This is a genomic window from Mesobacillus campisalis, from assembly GCF_000986785.1.
GTDB lineage: Bacteria > Bacillota > Bacilli > Bacillales > Cytobacillaceae > Mesobacillus_B > Mesobacillus_B campisalis.
This window is the reverse complement of the sequence record NZ_LAYY01000001.1, coordinates 432,516-457,008: the sequence shown is the minus strand read 5'-3', so window position 1 is coordinate 457,008 and position 24,493 is coordinate 432,516. Positions and strand designations below refer to the sequence as shown.

Below are 24,493 nucleotides of genomic sequence, written 5' to 3'. Positions count from 1 at the left end.
TACATTCCCCAATCTGAAAAGCGAAACGGATAAAAAAACGAAAAAATAGGAGGAAGGTAGAATGCAAGGTTTAAGTTGTGGAACAAGCAGAATCGTAGGGTGCCGTTTTTCCATCTATCCGATGGCAGACAATTTTGTTGAGGTGATTTTAACAGCATTAAAAGAAGTGGATACAAGCAAGGTCTGGATGGAAACGGATGATGTTACAACATGTATCAGAGGGCGCAGTGAACACGTTTTTGATGTAGCCAAGGCTATTTTCATCCACGCCGCTAAAACAGGTGTACACGTTGTGTTCAATGGAACATTTTCTGTCGGCTGCCCTGGAGACAGCGCAGGGGATACATATATGTCAGAGAATGATGAACGCTTGAATGAAGAAGCCTCCAGCCAAGAAAAAGTCGAGGTTGCGACCCAATTTGCGCTCTATCCGCTGAACAACCCTGACTATATGCAGATCATTGCTGATCAGGTAGAGGTAGCAAAGGATCACGGAACATTCACAAAAGGTGTCCATTATGCTTCCCGTCTTGATGGGGATGCGAACGATGTGTTTAAAACCCTTGAGCAATCCTTTGTTAATGCGTCCAAAACACATGAACGCAGCCATGTGACGATGACGGCCATCGTTTCAGCCAACAGCCCATCAAAGAAGGACAAATAAACCCAACATAAAAAAATACCTCTTAAGGAGTTCATCCTATGACGAAATGGAATTTGCGCGAAATTGTTCTGATGGCCATACTGGGTGTCGTGTTTGCCGTCATTTACTTATTCTTTTTCACGGTTGGAACGGGCATTACCAATCTCTTAACGCCATTTGGCCTGGGGCCGTTTGGTTATGAAGTGATCTTCGGGATCTGGTTTATCGTTTCCATCATTACGGCCTACATCATCCGTAAGCCTGGGGCCGCCTTAATCTCTGAAACGATTGCCGGGGGAGTTCAAGTGCTGTTAGGTTCACCGGCAGGTCCGATGTTGATTGTTTCCGCCTTTATACAAGGCCTTGGAGCAGAGGCGGCCTTTGCGGCCACAAAATACCGGAACTACTCCAAAGGGGTTCTAGTTGCTGCCGGTGTTGGTGCAGCTTTGGCAAGCTTCGTCTGGGGCTTGTACCATTCAGGATATATTGCTCTCTCTCTGCCTCTGCTCAGCTCGATGCTAATTGTTCGTGTAATTAGCGGCGCCTTGATTGCCGGCCTATTAGGAAAGTGGATCACAGAAAGATTGGCCGACACCGGTGTGTTGAGAAGCTACGCACTTGGAAAGGAGTGGAAGAAGAAACGTGAGCATAAAGCATCATAAGCCACTCATCTCGGTCGAGAATTTTTCGTTTGGCTATGATCCCGACAAGGAACCGCTTTTAAAAGAGCTGTCCTTGACCATTCATCAACAGGAAACGATTCTTCTGATTGGACCAAGCGGTTCCGGGAAAAGCTCTCTGTCCCTTTGTTTAAACGGCCTGTACCCTGAAGCCGTTGAAGGCTGGGCAAATGGAGAAGTGAAGTATAACGGAACACCGTTAAACCAGTTTAAAAAGGGAGAAATCAACAAGGAAATCGGAGTGGTATTCCAAGATCCCGAGAGTCAATTCTGCATGGTGACGGTAGAAAATGAATTAGCGTTTACGCTGGAAAATATAAAAACACCAAGAGAAGAGATGGCCGGAAAAATTGACAGCATTCTACGTACTGTTGGGCTCACCGAGGAAAAACACCGGCCAATTCATGAATTATCTGGCGGTAATAAGCAAAAGGTGGCTCTTGCTTCTGTTCTCCTTTTAAATCCGGCGCTATTAATATTGGATGAACCGACAGCAAACCTGGATCCAGCTTCCCGGTTTGAGTTTATTCAATTAATCCATTCGTTACAACAAGAGCGGGGTTTTGCCTTGCTGATTATTGAACACCAGCTGGATGATTGGCTTCCCATGGTGGACCGGGTCATAGCCATTAATCGGGGTGGAAACATCCTGTTGGAAGGAAAACCAGAGGATGTGTTTTATAATCACGCCGATCAGCTAAAAGCAGAAGGAATCCACATCCCCAGAATCGTTGAAACCGTTCTTGATGGGAACGGAGGAAGGGTACCTGAAACCAATCGGCCCCTTTCCGAAGAGGGCTTAGTTTCATGGATGAACAGCTCCGGGATGGACCGTATTCCAACCAACGTTCAAGCACGCGGTACATCCGCTAGTGGAAGGAATGAAGTTTTATCCATAAGGGATGTTTCGTTCTCGAGGGGGAAGAGATCAATCTTGAAAGGAATCAACCTTTCACTGCATGAAGGAGAGCTGATTGCCATTGTCGGTAAAAACGGGGCAGGAAAGTCGACGTTATTGCAGGTAATGTCAGGGATTTTGAATCCTAAAACAGGAAGCCGACTGCTTTTGGAAAAAAGCTATGAAACTTGGTCAGAGCGTGAAATGAGGAAGGTCATGGGGTATGTATTTCAAAACCCTGAGCATCAATTCATTACGGATACTGTTTACGACGAAATAGCGTTCGGAATGAAGCTGAACGGTGTCAATCAGGACGAAATTGAGTATAACGTACACCAGCTGCTGCAGCGTTTTCACTTGCTATCCCATATTTGGAGCAATCCTTTTGCCTTAAGCGGCGGGCAAAAACGGCGTCTAAGTGTGGCGACGATGCTGGAAGACACACCAAGTGTTTTACTGTTCGACGAACCGACATTTGGCCAGGATGCGCAAACCACGAAAGAATTGATGCAGATGATTCAAACGCTGCAACAGCAGGGAACAGCGATTGTATTCGTTACCCACGACATGGACCTCGTCGACAGTTATTGTGAAAAAGTGTATGTCGTAAACGGAGGAGAAGTGAGCTTCAGCGGAAAGCCGGATGAACTATGGCAGAAACCGGACATCCTCCATGAAGCGAAACTTAGACTCCCTTTCCGGGTAAGGATTAACCAGCTGCTTGAAAATCTCCATGTAGACGAGAAAGAACAGGGAGTTGTGATGGCGCATGCTAACATCCATTAATCCTACAATGAAGGCTTTTGCTGTATTGATTCCGGCCCTGCTCCTGGCATTTACGTTCGATCCGCTGACACCATTCATCTATTTGGTATTTACCGTTGCAGTGACGTTTTTCACGGGCGAAGTGGCTTTCAAGCGTTGGATTCTCATTGTTTCGCCCTTTCTTTTATTAGCAGCAAGCTTTGCGTGGATGACCATGCTCCATCCTGGCGGCGCTTTTTCAGGCGGGGACGTGTTGTTTTCCCTTTGGTCATTTCAAGTCACTACGGAAAGCTTTCGGGCCGGAATTTCATTAGGTTTGCGTTCCCTTTCTTTCGCAGCGTTATCCCTGCTGTTCATCTTAACGACCGACTCAACCAAATTCATGTTAAGTTTGATGCAGCAATGCAAGCTGCCTCCAAAGCTGACATTCGGGATTTTAGCGGGTTATCGATTTTTGCCGACCTTCCGTTATGAGCTTCAAGTGCTAAGGCAAGCCCATCGCATTCGAGGGGTAGGAAGAGCAAGGGGCGTGAAAGAACGTATGCATCAGTTTCGGCGCTATGCCATTCCTCTTTTAGCCAATGCGATCCGTAAAGCGGAGCGAGTAGCGCTTGCCATGGAATCAAAAGGATTTACCGGGGAAACCGACCGGACCCATTATCATGAAATGACCATCCAAACACGTGATTGGGTTTTTGTGATTGTCTTTGTTGCCATGTTTTTTGTAAGTGTGTTTTTGTCTTATCAGCTCGGGTTTTTAAATATCTTTGGGAAACAGTTTTAAGCTTAAATTTATAGTTAAAAACCGCACTTCGTTAGCCTAACAAGTACGGTTTTGAAGTACAAAATTCGAATACACAGTGCTATTCAAACAGTAATTCGCAACCGAGTTAGCAGACAATTAGCACGCAAGGAAGCTCAGAGCCAGTAGGTTCTGAGCTTTATTTAGTAGTAGTGAGTTGTTGAACATAAGCACCCGTTCGTATTATAAGGTCAGCCAGATATTTCTGGTTGACCATTTTTTATATGGTTTTAATATTACGGTAGCCGGGGCAGAACGGAAGCACCCGTGGGATTTAATCTCGTCAACTAAACAGTTCGCCCCCTACTTGTAGAAACATGATTGAGGCTGGTTGGGACGTAGATCTCGTATAACAAGCGAAGCTATGATACTGCAAGAAGGATTAGGGGTACCGGCAAATAGGATTTAGGAGGAGAAGCCGATGAATCCAGTGGTTGGACTGGATGTAGCCAAAGGAGAAAGCCAGGTACAAGCTTTCCTGGATAAGAAAAAACCTTATCAAAAAAGCTTTAAAGTTGAGCATACTCTTGAAGGTTTGGAAAAACTGCACTCCTTTCTCTCAGATGTTGAGAGAATAGCCGGGGTAAAACCTCCATTGGTGATGGAGTCAACTGGTCATTACCATACTCCGGTAGTTCATTATTTTGAGGAAAGAGGTTACTTGATTATAATTGTTAATCCTCTAGTCTCTTATCGGGCAAAGAGTTCTAGTTTAAGAAAGGTAAAGACGGATATTATTGATGCCAATCATCTCTGCGAGATGTATTACAAAGAAGATTTGGAACCTTATAAGAAACGTGGCATTCAGCTTCTGAACCTTCGAAACCTGACCAGACAGCACGATAATATTACAGGAATTTATGTACAAACAAAACTTCAATTCCAAGCAGTCTTGGATCAAGTATTCCCGGTATATAGAGGAGTGTTTGGTGACTTATATTCTGTTGTCTCCCTACTAACCTTGCTTGAATTTCCAACATCACAGAGTGTCTTGGAAGCAGGTGAAGAGACTCTTACCAAAACAATAAAACAGTTATGCCCAAGGCGTTCCATCAAGTGGGCAAATACAAAGGCGATAGCCCTGTTAGCTGCCGCAAGCCAGAATCCCTTTCGGGAAAATCTTTATCAAAGCCATATTTTAAGCATGGAAATGTATATAAAAATGCTTCTTGAATACCAAAAGCATCTATCCAAATTTGAGGAAGAGATAGATGCTTTGGCAAAAGATATTGAAGAATATAATATCATCCAATCAATCCCTGGTATCGGAGAAAAAATCGCTGCCACGATTATTTCCGAAATTGGTGAGATTGAGCGGTTTGATCACCCTAAAAAGCTCGTCGCGTTCGCTGGTATTGACCCAAGTATCTTTGAATCAGGTAAATTCAGAGGTACTGTAAACAGGATTACAAAAAGAGGTTCAAGCCGGCTAAGGCACACTTTGTATACCGCTGTTAGATGTGCAATTAGAGATTGCAGGAAAAGCAAAACGACGGATGAACTAATCCCTCGAAATAAAAGGTTGAGGGAATTCTATGATAAAAAACGTGAGGAAGGAAAACCCTATAAAGTAGCCATAATAGCTTGTGCCAATAAGCTTTTACATTGGATTTATGCCCTTTTAATAAGCAGGACTACCTTCCAAGATCTAGATTAATTACCCAAATGGACTAATAAAAGCAAAACCTTCCAAACAATCAGGTTAGGAAGGTTATTTGGCATGCTTACTTTTAGCATACCATACTATAAAATTCTATTTCATTGAAAAATCTTGACAACTATAAGCTGGTTAGTTTTAGTATAAAAATTCACAATCTATTTTTAAAAATTATATATGGATGAGAGAAAATTTTAGCCATTTTTTAGGGGTTCTAAATGGGGTACCGCCAACATTTCGGAAATTTTGTACGCTAAGGAAATTAGATAATAAAACCGCCGACTTCACCTTCTATTTTTAGGAATCGGCTGTTTTATCTGTCTTACATTTAATGTCCGGATATTTGTGCCCGTTATAAGTGAGTGGGAAGATATGAGGTAACAAATCAGACCTACTCATTACCTCCAAATGAAAAGAGTCACTAATCAAACTAAATAACCCCCTGAAGACCCAAACTCTGAATTCCCTTACTTAAGCTGTTCATTCAACACACTATCTTCTAGAACAGAAAATTTATCTCCATATACTTTCGTTAAATGGTTTTCACCCCATGCACATAGTGAATTTAGGATACTTTCTAAGCTTCGCCCATATTCACTAAGCTCGTATTCTACTTTGGGTGGAATTTGGTTATGCACGATTCGATTGATGACACCATCCTCTTCTAGCTCGCGCAGCTGTTGGGTAAGCATTTTTTGTGTGATATTTGGCATGAGGCGCTTTAATTCGCTTGTTCGTTTTTTTCCATGAGTAAGATGGCAGAGAATCACACATTTCCACTTTCCACCGATGACTTCTAATGTCGCTTCAACAGAAATATTGTATTTCTTTTTTTGCATCTTTGTCCTCCTCCTTATAGGAACTAAAAGGTATCTATATTACTTTTGGGTACCTATATAACTTTAAAGTGCGTACTTCTTTTTATGAATGATATACCTCATAATAACATTTGTCGGCCGATACACACTATACTTTCTTTCGAATTTAGTATTCGCTGAAAAGAAAGTTTACATTTATATAACAGTAAAAAGGAGGAGATAATATGTCTTTAAGTAAACAGCAAAGCACGTTAGCATTGCTTGCTTTAGCAGTTAGTGCCTTTGCAATCGGAACGACTGAATTCATCAGTGTCGGTTTGTTGCCTCTGATTGCAGATGATTTAAGTATACCAGTTACCACGGCAGGATTAACTGTATCTTTATATGCTTTAGGGGTAACATTTGGAGCTCCTATTTTGACATCTTTGACATCGAGAATGTCACGAAAGACATTATTAATTTGGATTATGATTGTCTTTATTATTGGCAATACGCTTGCGGCCATCTCTACGACAATTGGGTTATTGCTAGTAGCACGCGTAATCTCAGCATTTTCACATGGGATCTTCATGTCAATAGGTTCGACAATAGCTGCTGATTTAGTTCCGGAGAATCGCAGAGCTAGCGCGATTTCAATTATGTTTACAGGTCTTACAGTTGCTACGGTAACTGGTGTACCTTTCGGAACCTTTATTGGACAGCAGCTAAGTTGGAGAACAGCTTTTATTATCATTGTTATCATTGGTGTCATTGCCTTAATTGCAAATAGCATTCTTGTCCCATCTAATTTACGAAAAGGAGAAAAAACAACTTTTCGTGACCAGCTTAAGCTTGTGACAAATGGTCGTTTATTGCTTTTATTTATTATTACAGCATTAGGGTATGGTGGGACATTTGTTGTGTTTACCTTCTTATCACCATTGCTCCAAGATATCACTGGCTTTAAAGAAGGAATTGTGGCTGTCATTTTATTAGCTTATGGAATTGCGATTGCGATTGGAAATATGATTGGTGGAAAGCTATCGAACCAAAATCCAATTCGCGCATTGTTCTATATGTTTATTGTACAAGCAATTATCTTATTTATTTTGATGTTTACAGCTCCATTTAAAATTGCAGGATTAATCACTATTCTTTTAATGGGGCTGTTAGCATTTATGAATGTGCCAGGCTTACAAGTATATGTGGTGATGCTGGCAGAGCGCTTCGTACCTAGTGCAGTTGATGTTGCATCGGCCATAAATATTGCTGCCTTTAATGCCGGGATTGCAATAGGCTCTTCTTTGGGTGGCATTATTACAGACTCAATTGGACTTATTCATACGTCCTGGATTGGAGCACTTATGGTTTTAGCGGCTGCAGTCTTAACTGGATTCAGCCGTGCTTTAGAACGAAAAGATCAGGTAAGAATATAATATTACTTCGGAGGTTTTAATGATGGTAAAAAGTTTACAAGATACAACAATTTTGCATAATGGTGTGAAAATGCCCTGGTTTGGAATTGGAGTTTTTAAAGTCGAAGATGGTCCTGAATTAGTAAACGCAGTAAAAACAGCTATTCAACATGGATACCGTAGTGTGGATACAGCAGCGATTTATGGGAATGAAAAAGGTGTTGGCAAAGGAATCCAAGAAGGCTTAGAAGAAGCAGGTATTCCAAGAGAAGAGCTGTTTGTCACTTCAAAGGTTTGGAACGCGGATTTAGGATATGAATCAACGATTGCTGCTTATGAAAAAAGCTTAAAGAAACTTGGCTTAGAGTATTTAGATTTATATTTAATTCATTGGCCAGTTGAAGGCAAATATATGGATGCTTGGAGAGCGTTAGAAACTCTTTATAAAGAAGGCCGAGTAAAAGCAATTGGTGTAAGTAATTTTCAAATTCATCATTTGGAAGGCTTAATGAAGGTTGCTGAAATTAAGCCGATAGTCAATCAAGTAGAATACCATCCGCGATTATCTCAAAAAGAGCTGCAAGCATTTTGTCAAGACAACGGTATTCAGCTTGAAGCATGGTCACCATTAATGCAAGGTCAGTTGCTAGACAACGAAGTTTTACAGGAAATTGCGTACAAGCATAATAAATCTATCGCCCAAATTATTTTGCGTTGGGACTTGCAAAACGGGGTTATTACCATTCCAAAATCAACAAAAGAGCATCGAATTGTTGAAAATGCGAATGTGTTTGATTTTGAATTGACGAAAGAGGAAATGGAAATCATTGATGGATTAAATCAAAATCTTCGTGTAGGGCCAGACCCAGATAATTTTGATTTTTAATGTAAAAGAACTCGGACTCCGAGTTCCCAGAGTATAGAGAAAGGGGTATTTTTTTCTCTACACTTTTTTATGATGGTTGATTTTAAACCGATTTTCTGTTCCTTTAATTATGAGAACACCACTCCCAATCACCTAGCCGTGCTTGGTTAGGTGGTTGGCAATCTTTTTCATATTCTGACATGCAGCTGTAAGTAATACCTGCTCAGTTACATTTTGTAATCCCAGTAACCTGCAATAGCGAAGCCCATGCAATATTGCACCCGTTTGTTGAAGTACATTCATTCACAAACTTTATACCAATTGTTTGAAGGAGAATTTTTAATCCTCTATTGGCTTTTCTCTAATAATAAGGCAATTGTATCATTTCCTTCCTGATACTCTTCACCAGTTACATCATTGTAAATTGATATTAAAGTAAAGCCTGCTTCTTCTAATTCACCGAAGATCATTTTTTTTGTAAAATATTGATTCCAAATATAGTAAACTTCTGTTTTTTGTTGGGTTATGATAGTCGTTTTTTCAAGCGAAATGTATGCAGCCGACAAACGAATTGAGGGCTTTTCACCGTATACAATAAAAGCCTATGGCATTCAGGCAAAGTTGCTTGTCCTGTATTTCAAGGATGCAGAAATAGCCACCCTTAACACTGAAAATTTGAAGGAATACCTTAATAATTCAGCGACGGCCCTAAAGCCATCCAGCATGGCACATAGGATACGATTTATGAAATCCCTATTCCGTTGGTGCCACGAAGAAGGTCATATACAACATAACCCTGCATCAAATATAGGAACCTAAGGTCGGTAAACGCATACCGAAGTTCTTAACTGAAAGGGAAATCGAACTTCTGCGTGAAGCCTGTGTTAGCCCGATGGAAAAAGCCTTGTTTGAATTTATGTTCTCAACGGGATGCAGGAACGGGGAAATTGTTTCGCTTGAACGTAAATGCATTAATTGGTCCAACCGTTCTGCAATTGTCAGGGGAAAAGGAGACAAGGAACGTGAGGTTTATTTTAATATACGAGCCGAAATCCGGCTTAAACGGTACATTGAAGGCCGCCAGGATACGGACCCTGCCATATTTGTGACAGAGCGGCTGCCACATAGAATGAGCAGGTCGAGCCGCCATAAATAAGGAAATTTATCCTCATCAACTCAGACACAGCTATGCAACCCATTAGTTGAATAACGGAGCTACTGTTGAAGTCATACAAAGTCTTTTGGGTCGGTCACGAGAAGAGTGAAACCACACGGATTTATGCTCAGTTGAGCGGAAGGCTAAGGCAGGAATTTTACCAAAAATATTTCTAAGCAAAAAGAAGCAACGATCTCGGCGTTGCTTTTGTTCTCTCGCACCCGTTAGTTTAAGTACATTGCTTCACAAACTTTTTTTTTACAGGAAGGCTGTTTCGTTAAATAAGAAAGGTGTCACCTTGTTTGGCACCTCGATATTTAGAAAATATACCTCTCGTTTCCCGCACATTTTATCGAACCAGGAATAAAGAAATTGTGAAAAGTAAACAATATTTAAAAACTTTTAATGAATATGAGGTGAGCATTTGTCGCCTATAGATACTACTAAAGAAATGATTAAAGTATTTTCTAATTATCATGATGCTAACGATAAATTAATACAGACTTGGCAAAATATTATTTTTCTTACACCACGATGGTGGATAGGTATATTTCTAGGTATCTTCCCATGGCTCCTTTGGTGGAAGTTTCATAATAAAAAATTCACTGGTGACCTTCTTAGGACAGGACTCTTTATTTCCACACTCGCTCTTACCTTAGATTCCCTGGGTGTACAACAAGGATTATGGATATATCCATATGATGTATTCCCCTTTATACCTGGTTATTTCCCTTGGGATCTTACTCTGTTACCTATCACAACAATGTTAATGGTTGAAATTAAGCCCCACTGGTCACCTATCCTTAAAGCAATCATTTTCGCTTTCCTTTCAGCCTTCATAGGTGAACCACTTGCTACAGTTGCAAATCTTTATGAGCCTATTCATTGGAAACCGTATTATTCATTCCCAATTTACATTTTTCTCTTCCTAGCCTCAAACTTCATAGCCAAAAGTAAAATTTTTAATTCGCATCTAAATTTTGATAGATAAAAGTTAGCGAGGACATTCCCTCGCTTTTTTATTGCATAATTTTTGTCTACTACCCATTTACGACTTGCTTATTAAACATTACTGCCCCGCTCATGCAAGGAGAAAAAGTAGCACCAAGACTTTGCGTATAAATCCATCAATTTGGAACATACTACCACTATACCCAGCATAAGGGTGTCCCCCTCTTTGGCTGTCCCTTTTAATGAGCGAGGGACAGCTTTTCTTCTAGTTTGAGGGCCAAAAAATTATACTCAATCGCATAATAAATTTATTATAGAGCAAATTAACATTGATGCTGCGAAGCATTAGCGAAAATTTGAATAAGCAGAAAAAATCTATCCTTTCCGAATCCAGGGTAGGTTTTTTCTTTTGTGTTATAGAACTTTAACTGTTGTTTCTTTATTCAACTAAACTGCCCCGTTTGTTCAATAAGGTATTCAACAAAAAGGGCGGCTAATCCTTCCTGGACCAACGCACCTTTTAGTTTAAGTACAATACTTCACATTCCCTTATAATCGACTTATTGATTTTAATTGGCATTGCATAATTCTTATATTGAAAAACCGACCTTTCTAATGGAATAAGGTCGGTTTATGGTTAAGTTCAATTATACTGTTCAAGAAATAGTTATGAAATGACACTTTCAAGACGAGTCTCAATCTTCTCGGCGGTCATAACACCTCCACCAAGCCCGATAAATTCGTCACCTTTTTGCAAAAGCAATGTAGGGTAGCTTTGGACACCAAGCTGCTGAACCTTTGCAAAGTCTGCGTGGGCATCTTTGGTGGAGGCCACGTCCTCGAACCGTGCCAGAACTGCCTCTGGATCAAGATTATTAGCAATAGCAATTTCTCGGTAAGTTGCTGGGTCACTGAGACTCTTACCTTCGTAATAAAACGCACGTTGTATAGACGAGGACAAATAGTAGGCACGTTCTGGTGCGAAGAAACGCAATGCAGACAAGCCTTTAGCCGCCGCCTCGGAGTCCATAACAAAAGTACCTTCTTCCAACAATGTTTGGTAAGGGGTGCCAAACTCTGCACCAGTTAGCTGGCTGATTCTTTTATTTGCTTCTGGAATGTGCGAGAAAGAGGCTATTGGAAGCTTTTTATTACCTACAAATAGACCTCCAGACAAAACTGTCAGGGGTAATTCAGGATGATTCTCATGAAAGGCTTGAAGGCTCTTCGAGAACCCGTAACACCAGCCACAGTATGCATCCCACACATAGATGAGAGTAAGCTCCCTTTGATTCATAATAAAAATCTCCTTCAAGATTATTCGATTACAAAAAACCTTCTTTGATGCCGTTACTACTTACTCTGCTTCACCAACGACAGTAAAACGTTCGTTTATATGCTGTGGATTTTCAATTTCATCTAAAACTGCAATGGCGTAATCCGCATAACTGATATAGCTTTCACCTTTTGAATTTACAAGAAGATGATCTTTTCCTGACTTATAAGATCCAGTTCTTTTTCCTTCCGCATCAAAAACGGCAGAAGGACTGAGAAATGTCCATGTAATATCAGTTGTTGTCTGTAATTCTTGTAAATTTCGCCCTTGGCCTTTTGCAGTTGGTTTCACGAAATCTGGAAATTCAGGTGTATCAATTAACCGAACCGTTTTATTTTCATCGACATAAAGGCTTCCAGCTCCTCCAACAACGATGATCCTTGTATCCGTTCCTTTAACTGCCTCAATGAGAGCATGTCCAGCATCCACATGTGCTTGCTCTTCACCAAGTGGAGCACCGAAAGCATTTACGACTACTTCAAACTGCTTAACATCATCTTGTGTAAGATCTAATATATTTTTTTCGAGGACCGCAACATTTGTGTCTTTAAGTTTTGATTTATCCCTTACGATAGCCGTAACTTGATGTCCCCGACTAACTGCTTCCTTCAAAATAAGGCTGCCTACTTTCCCACTTGCACCAATAATTCCAATTTTCACTTTATAGCCCTCCTGTATTGAGAAATTAAGTTGTAATTAATTCGATTACATGTAATCATTGTAGTTACATATTAATTGAATGTCAACAACATAATAAATCATTTTTTATTATGATTAACTTTTTAAGTTATAATAGACTTGTAATCGAATGAATTACATGATATTAATTTATTTTCTCGTAAAAAAGTAAGGGAAGGTGACTGAAGATGTCTATCAGCAGCAGATTTTCCGTAGGAATTCATATATTAACTCTAATCGAAATAAATAAAGATGGAGTAAGTTCATCTGAATATTTAGCAGGAAGTGTTAACACGAACCCAGCCGTGATCAGAAAAATTATGGGGATGCTAAAAAAAGCAGGATTAATAAAAGTACAACCTGGTATTGCAGGAGCAGAACTCGCAAAGGATCTATCGGATATTACATTGCTTGATGTTTATAAAGCCGTTAATGTTGTCAAGGACAACGAACTATTTAGCATTCACGAAAATCCAAATCCTGATTGTACAGTCGGAAGGAATATTCAAAATACAATTGAACCACTCTTTTTCAGCGCTCAGAATGCAATGGAGAAGGTTCTCGAAAATGTAACCATTGAAGATGTAGTAAAGGATGTTATTGAAAAAGAAATTAAACGTTAAATGTAGGTAATACAAAAAAGACATTCTTCTTTTCAGGAATGTCTTTTTTGTATTATCAAACCTTGAATAAACTAAGTCTTATTGAGTTAACCTGCCCCGTTAGCTCAATAATCCTTTATTTCAATAACCTAGGTAAATCCTCCTCTTAATAGAGAACTTCATTTGGGGGTTAGTATCAAAACTGTGGAAAATATATACAGATGGTGGGTTTTTACCAATATTATATGGAATTCAACAAAAAGGTGCCTTAATCCTTCTAGGAACAAAGCACCCGTTACCTTAATAATGATACATATATTCAATCAAAATTTATGTAACCTTGTTGTTTGGTCTTTTTCTCAATAATACGAGCTATTTTATCCGAATTCCACCATTCCTCAGCCTTAGGGAGAAGGGAGACAACCTCATATGCTAATTTTTCATAAATATCGTCTGGAACAGGCTCTTCATCATATCTAAATGAGTCATGTCCTTCGAATGGTTCAAGCCATGTTTGTGGGACATGGTGAGTAGTGTTTACCTTATTCGGAGGAATATGAGGTCCCCCTTTAATGGTAAAGCCATTGGATGGTGATGCACCTATTTCAACAGTAAATCCACCCCCATATCTATCAAAGAAGAAAGAGATAAGGTCTATTCGGTTTGTTAATTTGCGTCGAAAATGCGGGAAAGAACCTTTAAATCCCTTTTCTCTTAATAATGGAATAAGAATCATTTTAAGTGCCTTTATCATTTCATCTCGTTCAGAAGCCATTACACTCATCCTTTATAAGTTCTATTTTGCTCTAGTAGCTCCCTCAACTATTCTGCTCCGTTAGTTGAATAAGCCTCCATATCATTTTAAAGTAAATATCCAAAAACCTACTTACCATTTTTAACAAACCAATCCGAATAGCAATTAGCATTCGAATCAGCACACTGACAATAACTTCTGTCATCGTCTAAAAGGGGTCGAAAAAGGGTAATAAATCACCCTTAAATGAACAGAAAAACCTTGATACCAACAAAATGATGCAGTCCAATTCAGTTCGAATCGGACTGTTAATATATAAGCGAATTAAGTTTTTGTACTCAAAAAAAAACACGTTCGGGTAACGTGCCTGTAACTCCCCGTTTTTTCTTGTTTCACAGGAATGTTTCACATCTCAACCAAGAACAAGGAATTGCACAAAAGGATACCTAGACGCATGCATATTCTCATTAATGAGATGAGGGAATGTCGGTGTCTGCAACTTTAATGAGTTTGTTGAATAGCCTATAGGCAGGATGGAAATGGCCCATGTGAAGACGGGGAAACACTGTCGGTAATCTTGGAGAAGGGCTGGCAGCACGGTGAATATCTTGTGGGCAGATCAGGGGCATGTAACGGTAATAGGGAAATCATTGGTGTTTTTATAGCTTTTGTTTTGATGAGCAGTATGTGTTTTATGTAAGATGAAACGGGGTTTTATGCAGCAGGTTTAAGTCCAGCGGCCCGTGACCTTGCAAAAGAAATTGGCTGCAAGGAAGTGTTTGTAAATGTAAGTGTTTATTTTTTTTCGAGAAATGAGGAGTAAAGGTGAAATCGCCATGGTTTCATCTTTTTTTGTTACATTCGGGTAGTGGACAGGCACCACCGATGAAAGCGGCGTCTAAGCGTGGCAACGATGCTGGAGGACACGCCAAGTGTATTGCTGTTCGACGAACCGACCTTTGGCCAGGATGCGCAAACAACGAAAGAATTGATGCAGATGATTCAAGCATTGCAAAAGCAAGGGACGGCGATCGTATTCGTTACCCACGACATGGATCTGGTCGACAGTTATTGTGAAAAAGTGTATGTCGTAAACGGAGGGGAAGTGGGCTCAGCGGAAAACCGGATGAATTATGGGGAAGACCGGACATTCTCCAAGAGGCGAAACTCAGGCTCCCTTTCCGGGTTAGAATTCACCAGTTGCTTCAAAATCTCCATCCAGTCGAGAAAAAACAGGGAGTTGTGGTGGCGCATGCTAACATCCATTAATCCGACGGTGAAGGCTTTTGCTGTATTGATTCCGGCCCTGCTCCTGGCGTTCACATTTGATCCGCTGACACCATTGATCTACTTGGTAGTTCCGGTGGCAGTGACGTTTTTCACGGGCGAAGTGGCTTTCAAGCGCTGGATCATCATTGTTTCGCCTTTTCTTTTATTGGCAGCAAGCTTTGCCTGGATGACGATGCTCCATCCTGGCGGAGCTTTTTCAGGCGGGGACGTGTTATTTTCCCTTTGGTCATTTCAAGTCACTTCGGAAAGCTTTCAGGCCGGAATTTCGTTAGGTTTGCGATCTCTTTCTTTCGCAGCGTTATCTCAACTGTTCATCTTAACGACCGACTCAACAAAATTCATGTTAAGTTTGATGCAGCAATGCAAGCTGCCGCCAAAGCTGACATTCGGGATTTTAGCGGGTTATCGGTTTTTGCCGACCTTCCGTTATGAGCTTCAAGTGCTAAGGCAAGCCCATCGCATTCGAGGGGGAGGGAGGGCAAGAGGAGTTAAAGAGCGTGTGCATCAGTTTCGCCGCTATGCCATTCCGCTTTTAGCCAATGCGATCCGTAAAGCGGAGCGGGTAGCGCTTGCGATGGAATCAAAAGGATTTACCGGAGAAACCGACCGGACTCATTATCATGAAATGACCATCCAAACACGTGATTGGGTGTTTGTGAGTATCTTTGTTGCCATGTTTTTCGTAAGTGTGTTTTTGTCTTACCAGCTCGGGTTTTTGAATATTTTTGGAAAACAGTTTTAATCAGGGGTAATCAGGGGGACGGTTCTCTTCGTTTTAAGCCTCATCCGCTGTTGGATTAGGCTTTTTGAGTGGGTTATCTCCTTTTTAAAAGGGCTGATGATTGCTACCAACTGATAGTGAGGCAGAAGAACCGTCCCCGTGCTCTACAAGGTATCCCTCTACAAACTTCGGTGCGTCGGCTGCCAACAGCGGCAAGATAAAAGCTTCTGCAAATGTAAAAGCTATCGTCGCGATCCAAAAAAGACTGAACATGAGAAACCCAGTAAAATTAGCAAAAGCCTGAAGCATTGATAAAACATGAATAATTAGAATCCATTTTCCGCTAACCATTTCATGATGCTTTCTTCTTTTTCTTTAATATCGTCAGGATGCCCATTGTATTTACGCATTTTCTTCTGTGCCACAATATTTCCATCTACCATATACAATACTCTTTCGGTTTTTGCTGCCACCTTTACATCATGCGTAACAATCATTACGGTTGTCCCTTTTTTATTAATCTCTGCTAGGATTGACATAATCTCTTTTGTCGATTTGGAATCTAATGCTCCGGTCGGTTCATCTCCAAATATGATATCCGGATTATTTATCAATGCTCTGCAGATGCCGACTCTTTGTAGCTGTCCACCAGAAGCCTGAGTGATATTGTGATCTGCAAGCATTTCAATTCCTGTCATTTCCAATAGTTTTTTTGCTTTTTGATGTACCGCTTTTTTATCCGCATCTTTTGAAACAAGAGCAGGAAACATCACATTGTCAATCAATGAAAGATTCTTTAATAGATTAATATCCTGAAAGATAAATCCCATGTTTTTCAGCCGGATCTTTGCCAGTTCTTCTTCTTTTAGTCCGCCGATTTCACGGCCTTTAAATTTCACACTGCCAGAAGTAATTCTATCCATGCCACTAACATTATATAGCAGTGTTGATTTCCCACTTCCGGATGGCCCCATGACCGATACAAATTCACCTTCTTCTATCTCCAAGTTTATATTCTTTAAAATATGAAGCTCATTATCTTTTCCTAATTTTACTTTTTTGTTCACACTTAAAGCTTCTATTATATTGGTCATGTATATTTCTCCAATTCAATCAAAGTCTAAATCCACAGAGGCACCATGAAATTTCAGAAATCTGCATTCTTATCTACATCGGTGCTTCACGCAGGGGAACTTCTTCCACCTTCGCAGGTACGCCTACTGCCCGGAGCTTTTTAAGCCGTTCTAACTTCTAAAAGTTACAGATAAATCATCATCTTCTGTTACCTTGCAGCACACAGATATCGTATATCCAACGACCACAATCAGTGCTAACGGACAGAGCAGCCAAGTCTGCCATGCAATATTAACCAACTCAATTTTTGCAGCTCCCATAGTGGACATTGCTATACTTACCAGGAACTCCCCTAAATAATTTGTAGCCAACACTCCGAATATGATTCCCAATATCAGTACCAGCAAAGTTCCTGCCATATATTGGTGTTTAATATTTTTAGAAGTTAATCCCATACTTCGCATAATGGCAATCCGAGGCATATCCTTTGATAATAACATCTTAAGGAATAATGCCGTTATCAATACAGCAATGATTACTGCTATTGCGATTCCACCTATAACAATCAGGCTCATCTGATTAATGATATTTCCAAGAGTCTGCCCAGTATATTCTTTGATATCATTTACCTGCGCAGAATCGTAAGCATTCTGGTAGTAGTCCATTTTCTCACGAATATTAACGCCCGGAGCTAGATCCATGCTCACAATATACCAAAGAACGGCCTCTTCATTTACCCCAAGACTCGTATGCGCTTTTGCTGTTTTACCCCCGTTTGTAATATCCTGATAAATACCAGTAACGGATAAGATTTGTTCTTCCCCGCCAACCCTGACGGTTACTTCATCTCCTACTTTTTTGTTTAATCCGTGTTTTGCCGCATTGGCAAAGGAAAGTGAGATTTCTCCTTCACCCTCCGGTGCTCTGCCTTCCAGGTATTTTAATGGAAATACGGAAAAATCTCCGATTTCAATATTAATATAGTCCCAGGAACCATCCGCGTTTTTGACCTGGTAGGAAGATGTGATATAGGCCGCATACTTTTCAATATCCGAATCATTCTTCAGCTCTTCCTGTAGCTTTTTATTATCTTCTGTAATCGAATCTGTCCTTCGAAGATCGATTCTCATATCAGATTTTCCTATTCCCATGTATGTAGAAAATCCTGCTGAATTCACAGTGTTATACATATTTAAGGGAAGTATGACAATAAACGTACATACGGCAAAAATAAAAAATAGCAACCTGTATAATTTGAAACGCTTCCATACATCCCTAAGTCCCATGTAAATATTGATGCTGAAGAATTTGTTCTTAAGCAGTGGAAAACTGTATTTTCTGTTCTTTCCATGCTCCATGATGTCTGAACGTAATGCTTCCACCGCAGAAATCTTATCGATTCTTTTCAGTATTTTCTTGCTGTACATCACAATCATGAAATAGACAAATAATGGAGCTATAAACGATAGGAGATATTTTAAGTTTCCTGATAATTCCGAAGATATGTAAAGTCTCATATTACCGTTAAACAGATTTACCAATACAAAGGAAAGCAGATAGCCTATTATACCGGCTGCCACTGACATGACTCTGTATTTGTTAAGATATACATTCTTTATATCCTTTTTGGATATACCTATTGCTTTCATAACACCGATTTCTCTTAAATCTTCATCAATCGTTGCCAGAAACGTAAGTCTGATACAGAGCGATGCTATAATAATCAGCAAAATACTGATAAGTATAATAACCATTACCACAGTTGCATCTGACATCGCATTAAACAAAAGAAATATCGTTCCTCCGACTATAGGACCGTTTGCTGGAAGACCTGCTTTAATATATGCAGCCTGGACAGCCTGAGAATCCCCGTTTTCATTCAGCTTGAATTCAATCAGATATTCCAGTTCCCCAGCCTGCATTTCAAGCATTTCATCATAGTCATTCTGATTAATAACAAACCGTTTCGAAGAAGTAAGGGAAGAGTTCATCTCAAAATCTCTTGCATAATCTGAAATGACAAACTCTTTCTCATACCCGCCGCTTTTCACCGTAATCGTCTCACCTATTTTCAAGTCATATTGTTCCATGAAATAGATGGGAACAGCCACTTTTCCTTCCTTTACTTCCAGCTTTTCATTATCCAAATCCAATATAAAATCAAATTTCTTATTCTGGACAACAAATGAAATATCCTGTATAGTTCCTGCCATCGTTTGATTTTGGCCAAAATGAATATTGCTTCCATCAATATTCTGAAGATCCATCGTCTCCTGCATCACTATATGGTCACGGTATTTTTCTGCGAATTGGTCGATTTCTGCCTGGTCATACTCTCCGGCATGCATCACCGTAATGTCAGCTGGTACTGCACGTTCCTGCAGTTCCGACATCGACTGAATCAGATTTGCAACGATATTTGTTGCACTAGCTCCCAATAGAACCGCCATGGTTATAAACACAAATACTGTCACAGTTGTGATTTTTTTTCTGTAAAAATCATTCTTTACAATTTTTAAAAACAAAATTTCCCCTCCTTTCTGCATAGAAAATATTTTTCTATAAAAAGATATTTCTTAATGCTTACTTTTTCCACTGCCAATCCCAGTATCTTCTAAAATTTCAATAAGGGTATACTAGAATCCTTTGCACTTTACAAAAATTAACTATTTCTTTACATTCGTTTTTCAACTAAACTGCCCGTTGAATAAGAAGCCTTCACATCATTTAAAAAAATATCCAAAAGCCTAGTTACCATTTTTAACACACCCATCCCCATAGCAAATAGCATACGAATTAGCACACTGCAAATAACTTCCCTCACCCTTCCTCAAGTTAATGCGAAGACAGAAACCAGGTTTAATCATGGAGAGATAATTTAAGAATTAGGATAAGAACAAGGTGCAAGCACAAGTTATAAATTTTTCTGGCAGAACAATTTCTTCATGATTACTGAGAATTAGTCATAATTGACTAAGGAAATTCAAAATATTTACGAACTTTTGCTCCTTATCCTTTAAATTACAAGACCGCTTATATTGATTCCATTTGCAGCCTTAGTCATTTTTAACTACTTATTATTCAAAAATGACTAGAACATGCACCGATATCTTCCTCCATATAATCAAAAAACGAATCGGATACAGTTCCGATTCGTTTTCTGCTGGATAATAATTCATTTATTTGTTTCAAGGGTTTTAATGAATTTCTCAATGATTACCGTCTCGTTTCAAGCCTAATCTGCTGTGAGATTATTCTCTTTAATTTTATCACCTGTTAAAGGGACGATGGAGTACTAACTATCTAATAGTGAGGCAGAAGAACCGTCCATGGGAGCTGAAATAAAATAGACTATTGTGGAAAAAGAATGCGTATTTCCTGTTTGCTGTATTGCTCTGCCACATGAGAAGGGAGTGAGCGATCTGTGACGATCAGGTCAATATCCTTTAGCGGACAAATATTGATGTAAGCGGATGTCTCAAATTTTGTTGAATCCGCCACTATTACTTTGTGTTTGGACCGGGACAACATCGTTTGAATCACGCCAACTTCATGCATTCTAAAATCGGTTAAACCGTGTTCAAGCGACAATCCATTCACCGTGATAAAAGCAAGGTCAATATTAAAATGAGACAGGATTTCTTCACATTGTTTCCCATATAAAGTATTTTCCTCTGGATTAAAAAAGCCGCCGGTGAGGATGACATTGAAATGTTTATTCGCTCCCAGAATAGATACAATCCGAAGGTCGTTTGTAATGATGGTTAACCTTTTAAACTTTTCAGCAAGGACTTTTGCTAATTCGATCGTTGTTGTCCCGCCATTTAGAGCAATAGCCTGCCCCTCTTCAATTAATTCAATCGCCAATGAGGCTGCTTCTTGTTTTTTTTCGAGATTTTTTACTTTTCGTTCATTAAATAGCTTGTTTAATACAATTTCCTTATTTTGGATTAAAACAGCCCCGCCGTGAACTCGTTTGACCATTCCTTTCTTCTCAAGAACCTCTAAATCCCTTCGTACCGTATCAATCGAGACATCCAATAAAGCAGCAAGTTCAGAAGCTTTTACAGCTTTTTGCTGTTTTAAAAAGGATTCAATCATCTGATGTCTTTGCTCCTGCAGCATCATATAAATCTCTCCAATTCCTGTAAATTTCTAGTATAAAAAGCATATCACAAATTGAAAAAAAGCAAAACCAAGCAAAATAAAGCAACTTGTAAAGTGAATTTTGTATAAATTCTATGAAAACACTGTAAACATTGTGTAATGAAACTGTAAAACCCATTGTAAAACAGCAAAAAACGGATTAATCTTGCATTGTAAAGCAAAGCAATACAAAAAACGAACATGAAAGGACTTAACAGAATGGGGAGCTACTTCAATCCAGTCAAAATTAAAATAGATCGTTTAGACGTTATCGAGGATGTATTAAATACCGTCCATCCTCAACCTGGAAATATTGTCCTCTTACATCGAGGGGGTGACTTTTTAGAATCCGAGGCCGGACAAAGCCTTTATCAATTCCTTGGGGGTTTTGATGTTAAGCAGGTAGAAGTGAACATTTCCAATCCTGATGTGGAAGACTTGTTTTATTACTATAAACAAATTGAAAACTATGATTATCAATGCATAGTAGGAATTGGGGGCGGCAGTGTTATGGACCTGTCGAAATCCTTGGCTGCCTTAAAGGATATGAAACTGGATTCTGTCTCCACTTTACGTACTGTGATTCAACAAAAGTTATATAAAGAAAATCAAAAATACATACCATGGATTGGCATCCCTACAACCTCTGGTACGGGTTCCGAGGTTACTTGCTGGGCAACGATTTGGGATCGTGCCGGCGGAGTGAAAATGTCAGTGGATAGTGAACATTTGTATGCACATACAGCCATCATCGACCCAACACTGACTGCCTCATTACCGCAAGGATTAACGGCTTCAACTGCTTTAGATGCCTTATGTCATGCAACCGAGGCTTACTGGTCAAAAAGCTCCAATGAAATTTCAAGAGTTTATTCGTTAGAAGCTATCAAAAAAATTGTTAACAACTTTGAAAAGACATTAAGTCAGCCAGATAACATTCCTTTAAGAAAAGAAATTGCTTTAGGAAGCTTATATGCAGGCCTGGCCTTTAGCAATACAAGGACAACGGCATGCCATTCCATCTCCTATCCTCTGACTCTGGAACTTGGAATGGTTCATGGGATTGCCGCAAGCATTACGCTGGCTAAAGTCATGGAAATCAATTTTGACTCTATTATTGAAAACGATCTGTTGCTTCAAGCATTTGGTGTGAGCAGCTGCAGCGAGGTCCATGAGCTGATCGGGCATTTCCACCAGCTGTCAGGTTTCTCAAGCAAGCTCAGAGATTACAACGCCAATGAGGAAATCATTGAAAGGATTGCGGCCAATGCCTTTACGAAGGGCCGGATGGATAATAATCCAGTTGCTTTAACAAAGGAAGATGTCACACACATTCTAAAATCTATTTATTAAAGGAGAGAAAAAAATGAAGAAAAAATTAATGTTAGCCATGTTCTTAATTCTAAGTGTTTTTTTGACGGCTTGCGGTGGAGGCAGCAACAGTGCTGGAGCGGCGGATGATGTGATTAAAATGGTTTGGTATCCGAATGAGTCCGGCAATGATTTGAAATCATCCCGTGAAGAAATCGGCAGACTGATTTCAGAAGCTACAGGCAAAAAAGTAGAGCATCAATTAACGACAGACTACGCTGTTGCGATTGAATCGTTAGTGAACAATAACGCAGACCTTGCGTTTATGGGCGCCCAAGGATATGTGGAAGCAAAAAATAGGAATGATGCGGTTCAAACCATCGCCGTAAAATCCGGTGAATCCGGTACTTTGGAGGATGCGAAATACTATAGCTGGCTGGCGGTTAATGTGGACGAACAAGATAAGTATAAAAAAGATGGTGAATTTTCACTTGATACGATTGCCGATACAAAGTTTTCATTCGTATCAAACAGCTCAACATCAGGTTTTAAAGTTCCTGCGGCTAATATGATTGATCATTTCTCAAAACAAGAAGCGTATGCAGATTTAACTGAAGAAGATTTAATGGAAAGCGGGCCATTGTTCTCTCAAGTATTGTTTGGAAACTCCCATCAAGGCTCAGCAGTCAACCTTTTGACGGGGAATGCGGATGTGGCGGCATTCTGTGATACGTGTGTAGAAGAATATGTGGAGATTGCCGAAGGGGAGGAAAATACAGCCGGTGCTGTTTATCGCGTTAAAGATAATGCAGCAGAACCTTTCCATACCGTAACAGGCAAGGAATTCACCCTGATGAGTGCCATCCCGGTGCTGAATGAACCATTTGTTGTGAATATGGATGTACTCGGACAAGAGGATTTTGATAAAATCCAGGAACTATTCACTTCTGATGAAGTAGCAAATAACGAAAAGATTTTTGCCCCTAAGGATTCCGGCCAAAGTGCTTTATTCTCTAAAAGCGATAAAGAAAGACTCGTAGCTGTGGAAGATGAATGGTATGACCCAATCCGCGAGTTTTCAAAATAATAGACGCACCCATTATTAAGGCAGAAGGGTGAGCATAAGCCTACGTTTCTCACCCTTGCCTGCTAATTTACCTGAAAAGGAGTTCATGCGTATGTCATTGTTAAAGGTAGAAGGCCTTGGAAAATCCTATACGGCTGACAAAAAGATCTTAAAAAATATTGATTTTGAAATAAAAGCAGGGGAATTTGTCTCGATTATTGGCCCGTCGGGTGCGGGGAAATCGACCATGCTGCGCTGCATGAATCGAATGATTGAATTCAATGAAGGAAAGATCATCTTTAACAATCAAGATGTTGGAAGTTTGAATAAAAAAGAATTGCGTAAATTGCGTACGAATATTGGGATGGTGTTTCAGCACTATAATCTCGTTCCTCGTTTGTCCGTGATTGAGAATGTGCTCCATGGCAGATATGGCTATAAAACAACGCTTCAGGGATTGTTAGGCAGATATACAGAAGAAGAAAAGGAACGTGCCTTTTACCTGCTGGAAAAGCTGGGAATTCATGAACATGCTTATAAGCGCTGCGACCAATTAAGCGGTGGCCAGCAGCAGCGTGTCGGGATTTGCAGGGCACTTATTCAAGAACCGAAACTGATTCTTTGCGATGAACCGATTGCTTCGCTGGACCCGAATTCGTCTAAAGTCATCATGGACCATTTAAAATCGATTAGTCTCGAAATGGGCATTACCTGTTTGGTGAACTTGCACCAGGTGGAAGTGGCCCAACACTACTCGGATCGGATTATTGGATTGAATAACGGAGAAATTGTATTTGATGGAAATGGCCGTAATCTTGGTGAAGAACAAATCCACAAAATTTACGGAACCAAATCGAGAGAACTCATCACAGCATAAGGAGAACGA

At 39.9% G+C, this 24,493-nt stretch carries 21 protein-coding genes and 1 pseudogene; 14 read left to right on the top strand and 8 right to left on the bottom strand.

Annotated elements, in window-relative coordinates:
- Positions 1 to 61 precede the first annotated feature (61 nt).
- The 5 genes from WQ57_RS01900 to WQ57_RS01880 all read left to right on the top strand — a co-directional run bounded on the left by WQ57_RS01900 (position 62) and on the right by WQ57_RS01880 (position 5,445).
- Positions 62 to 664 (top strand): YkoF family thiamine/hydroxymethylpyrimidine-binding protein, encoded by a 603-nt coding sequence (locus WQ57_RS01900; protein WP_046521983.1) that lies wholly within the window; start codon positions 62 to 64, stop codon positions 662 to 664.
- A gap of 38 nt (positions 665 to 702) precedes the next feature.
- On the top strand, positions 703 to 1,305 hold the full coding sequence (locus WQ57_RS01895; protein WP_046521982.1) for an ECF transporter S component: 603 nt from the start codon (positions 703 to 705) through the stop codon (positions 1,303 to 1,305).
- Positions 1,286 to 3,007 (top strand): ABC transporter ATP-binding protein, encoded by a 1,722-nt coding sequence (locus tag WQ57_RS01890; RefSeq protein ID WP_046521981.1) that lies wholly within the window; start codon positions 1,286 to 1,288, stop codon positions 3,005 to 3,007. Before WQ57_RS01895 ends, WQ57_RS01890 begins: the two co-directional genes overlap by 20 nt.
- Entirely contained in the window at positions 2,991 to 3,770 is a 780-nt protein-coding gene (locus WQ57_RS01885) for an energy-coupling factor transporter transmembrane component T family protein (protein ID WP_046521980.1), read from the top strand. The genes WQ57_RS01890 and WQ57_RS01885 overlap by 17 nt, the downstream gene beginning before the upstream one ends.
- A 439-nt stretch (positions 3,771 to 4,209) precedes the next feature.
- Positions 4,210 to 5,445, top strand: a complete 1,236-nt coding sequence (locus WQ57_RS01880) for an IS110 family RNA-guided transposase (RefSeq protein ID WP_046521979.1) — start codon at positions 4,210 to 4,212, stop codon at positions 5,443 to 5,445.
- Positions 5,446 to 5,912: 467 nt separating this feature from the next.
- Here the strand turns inward: WQ57_RS01880 and WQ57_RS01875 are convergent, their stop codons facing one another.
- On the bottom strand, positions 5,913 to 6,284 hold the full coding sequence (locus WQ57_RS01875) for a winged helix-turn-helix transcriptional regulator (RefSeq protein ID WP_046521978.1): 372 nt from the start codon (positions 6,282 to 6,284) through the stop codon (positions 5,913 to 5,915).
- Positions 6,285 to 6,487: 203 nt separating this feature from the next.
- On the opposite strand from WQ57_RS01875, the gene WQ57_RS01870 reads away from it, so the two are divergent.
- Together WQ57_RS01870 and WQ57_RS01865 are read left to right on the top strand one after the other, a co-directional pair.
- Positions 6,488 to 7,678 carry an MFS transporter gene (locus WQ57_RS01870; RefSeq protein ID WP_046521977.1) on the top strand — a complete coding sequence of 397 codons (1,191 nt, stop codon included), beginning with the start codon at positions 6,488 to 6,490 and terminating at the stop codon, positions 7,676 to 7,678.
- 22 nt (positions 7,679 to 7,700) lie between these two features.
- On the top strand, positions 7,701 to 8,543 hold the full coding sequence (locus WQ57_RS01865; protein WP_173427524.1) for an aldo/keto reductase: 843 nt from the start codon (positions 7,701 to 7,703) through the stop codon (positions 8,541 to 8,543).
- Between the two features lie 326 nt (positions 8,544 to 8,869).
- Here WQ57_RS01865 and WQ57_RS26865 read toward each other — a convergent pair whose 3' ends face one another.
- The gene (locus tag WQ57_RS26865) at positions 8,870 to 9,088 is read right to left on the bottom strand and encodes a hypothetical protein (protein ID WP_162200587.1); all 219 of its coding nucleotides are present in this window, start codon (positions 9,086 to 9,088) and stop codon (positions 8,870 to 8,872) included.
- Here WQ57_RS26865 and WQ57_RS27160 point away from each other — a divergent pair.
- Together WQ57_RS27160 and WQ57_RS01855 are read left to right on the top strand one after the other, a co-directional pair.
- Positions 9,048 to 9,854, top strand: a pseudogene (locus WQ57_RS27160) (tyrosine-type recombinase/integrase). The gene WQ57_RS26865 and the pseudogene WQ57_RS27160 sit on opposite strands and share 41 nt — an antisense overlap.
- Positions 9,855 to 10,102: 248 nt before the next feature.
- Positions 10,103 to 10,669: a CBO0543 family protein gene (locus tag WQ57_RS01855; protein ID WP_052948623.1), complete on the top strand. Its 567-nt coding sequence runs from the start codon at positions 10,103 to 10,105 to the stop codon at positions 10,667 to 10,669.
- Between the two features lie 627 nt (positions 10,670 to 11,296).
- Here WQ57_RS01855 and WQ57_RS01850 read toward each other — a convergent pair.
- Together WQ57_RS01850 and WQ57_RS01845 are read right to left on the bottom strand one after the other, a co-directional pair.
- Positions 11,297 to 11,926, bottom strand: a complete 630-nt coding sequence (locus WQ57_RS01850; RefSeq protein ID WP_046521975.1) for a DsbA family protein — start codon at positions 11,924 to 11,926, stop codon at positions 11,297 to 11,299.
- A gap of 60 nt (positions 11,927 to 11,986) precedes the next feature.
- Positions 11,987 to 12,625 carry an NAD(P)-dependent oxidoreductase gene (locus tag WQ57_RS01845; RefSeq protein ID WP_046521974.1) on the bottom strand — a complete coding sequence of 213 codons (639 nt, stop codon included), beginning with the start codon at positions 12,623 to 12,625 and terminating at the stop codon, positions 11,987 to 11,989.
- 206 nt (positions 12,626 to 12,831) lie between these two features.
- Between WQ57_RS01845 and WQ57_RS01840 the strand changes: the two genes are divergently transcribed.
- Positions 12,832 to 13,266 carry an Rrf2 family transcriptional regulator gene (locus tag WQ57_RS01840; protein WP_046521973.1) on the top strand — a complete coding sequence of 145 codons (435 nt, stop codon included), beginning with the start codon at positions 12,832 to 12,834 and terminating at the stop codon, positions 13,264 to 13,266.
- A gap of 298 nt (positions 13,267 to 13,564) precedes the next feature.
- On the opposite strand, the gene WQ57_RS01835 is transcribed toward WQ57_RS01840, so the two are convergent.
- A complete protein-coding gene (locus WQ57_RS01835; RefSeq protein WP_046521972.1) occupies positions 13,565 to 14,020 on the bottom strand; it encodes a DUF4304 domain-containing protein in 456 nt (151 codons plus the stop codon).
- Between the two features lie 892 nt (positions 14,021 to 14,912).
- Here WQ57_RS01835 and WQ57_RS01830 point away from each other — a divergent pair.
- A complete protein-coding gene (locus WQ57_RS01830) occupies positions 14,913 to 16,031 on the top strand; it encodes a CbiQ family ECF transporter T component (protein ID WP_241481468.1) in 1,119 nt (372 codons plus the stop codon).
- A gap of 305 nt (positions 16,032 to 16,336) precedes the next feature.
- Here WQ57_RS01830 and WQ57_RS01820 read toward each other — a convergent pair whose 3' ends face one another.
- The 3 genes from WQ57_RS01820 to WQ57_RS01810 all read right to left on the bottom strand — a co-directional run bounded on the left by WQ57_RS01820 (position 16,337) and on the right by WQ57_RS01810 (position 21,212).
- Positions 16,337 to 17,104, bottom strand: coding sequence for an ABC transporter ATP-binding protein (locus WQ57_RS01820; protein ID WP_046521970.1), 768 nt, complete (start codon positions 17,102 to 17,104; stop codon positions 16,337 to 16,339).
- A 150-nt stretch (positions 17,105 to 17,254) separates the two neighbouring features.
- The gene (locus WQ57_RS01815) at positions 17,255 to 19,609 is read right to left on the bottom strand and encodes an FtsX-like permease family protein (RefSeq protein ID WP_052948622.1); all 2,355 of its coding nucleotides are present in this window, start codon (positions 19,607 to 19,609) and stop codon (positions 17,255 to 17,257) included.
- 826 nt (positions 19,610 to 20,435) lie between these two features.
- Positions 20,436 to 21,212 carry a DeoR/GlpR family DNA-binding transcription regulator gene (locus tag WQ57_RS01810; RefSeq protein WP_052948621.1) on the bottom strand — a complete coding sequence of 259 codons (777 nt, stop codon included), beginning with the start codon at positions 21,210 to 21,212 and terminating at the stop codon, positions 20,436 to 20,438.
- A 237-nt stretch (positions 21,213 to 21,449) separates the two neighbouring features.
- Here WQ57_RS01810 and WQ57_RS01805 point away from each other — a divergent pair, with 237 nt between their 5' ends.
- The 3 genes from WQ57_RS01805 to phnC all read left to right on the top strand — a co-directional run bounded on the left by WQ57_RS01805 (position 21,450) and on the right by phnC (position 24,484).
- Positions 21,450 to 22,583 carry a phosphonoacetaldehyde reductase gene (locus WQ57_RS01805; protein WP_052948620.1) on the top strand — a complete coding sequence of 378 codons (1,134 nt, stop codon included), beginning with the start codon at positions 21,450 to 21,452 and terminating at the stop codon, positions 22,581 to 22,583.
- Between the two features lie 13 nt (positions 22,584 to 22,596).
- Complete coding sequence (locus WQ57_RS01800; RefSeq protein WP_046521967.1) at positions 22,597 to 23,628, top strand: PhnD/SsuA/transferrin family substrate-binding protein; 1,032 nt, start codon at positions 22,597 to 22,599, stop codon at positions 23,626 to 23,628.
- A gap of 91 nt (positions 23,629 to 23,719) precedes the next feature.
- Positions 23,720 to 24,484 (top strand): phosphonate ABC transporter ATP-binding protein, encoded by a 765-nt coding sequence (gene phnC, locus WQ57_RS01795; RefSeq protein WP_046521966.1) that lies wholly within the window; start codon positions 23,720 to 23,722, stop codon positions 24,482 to 24,484.
- Positions 24,485 to 24,493: the final 9 nt, after the last annotated feature.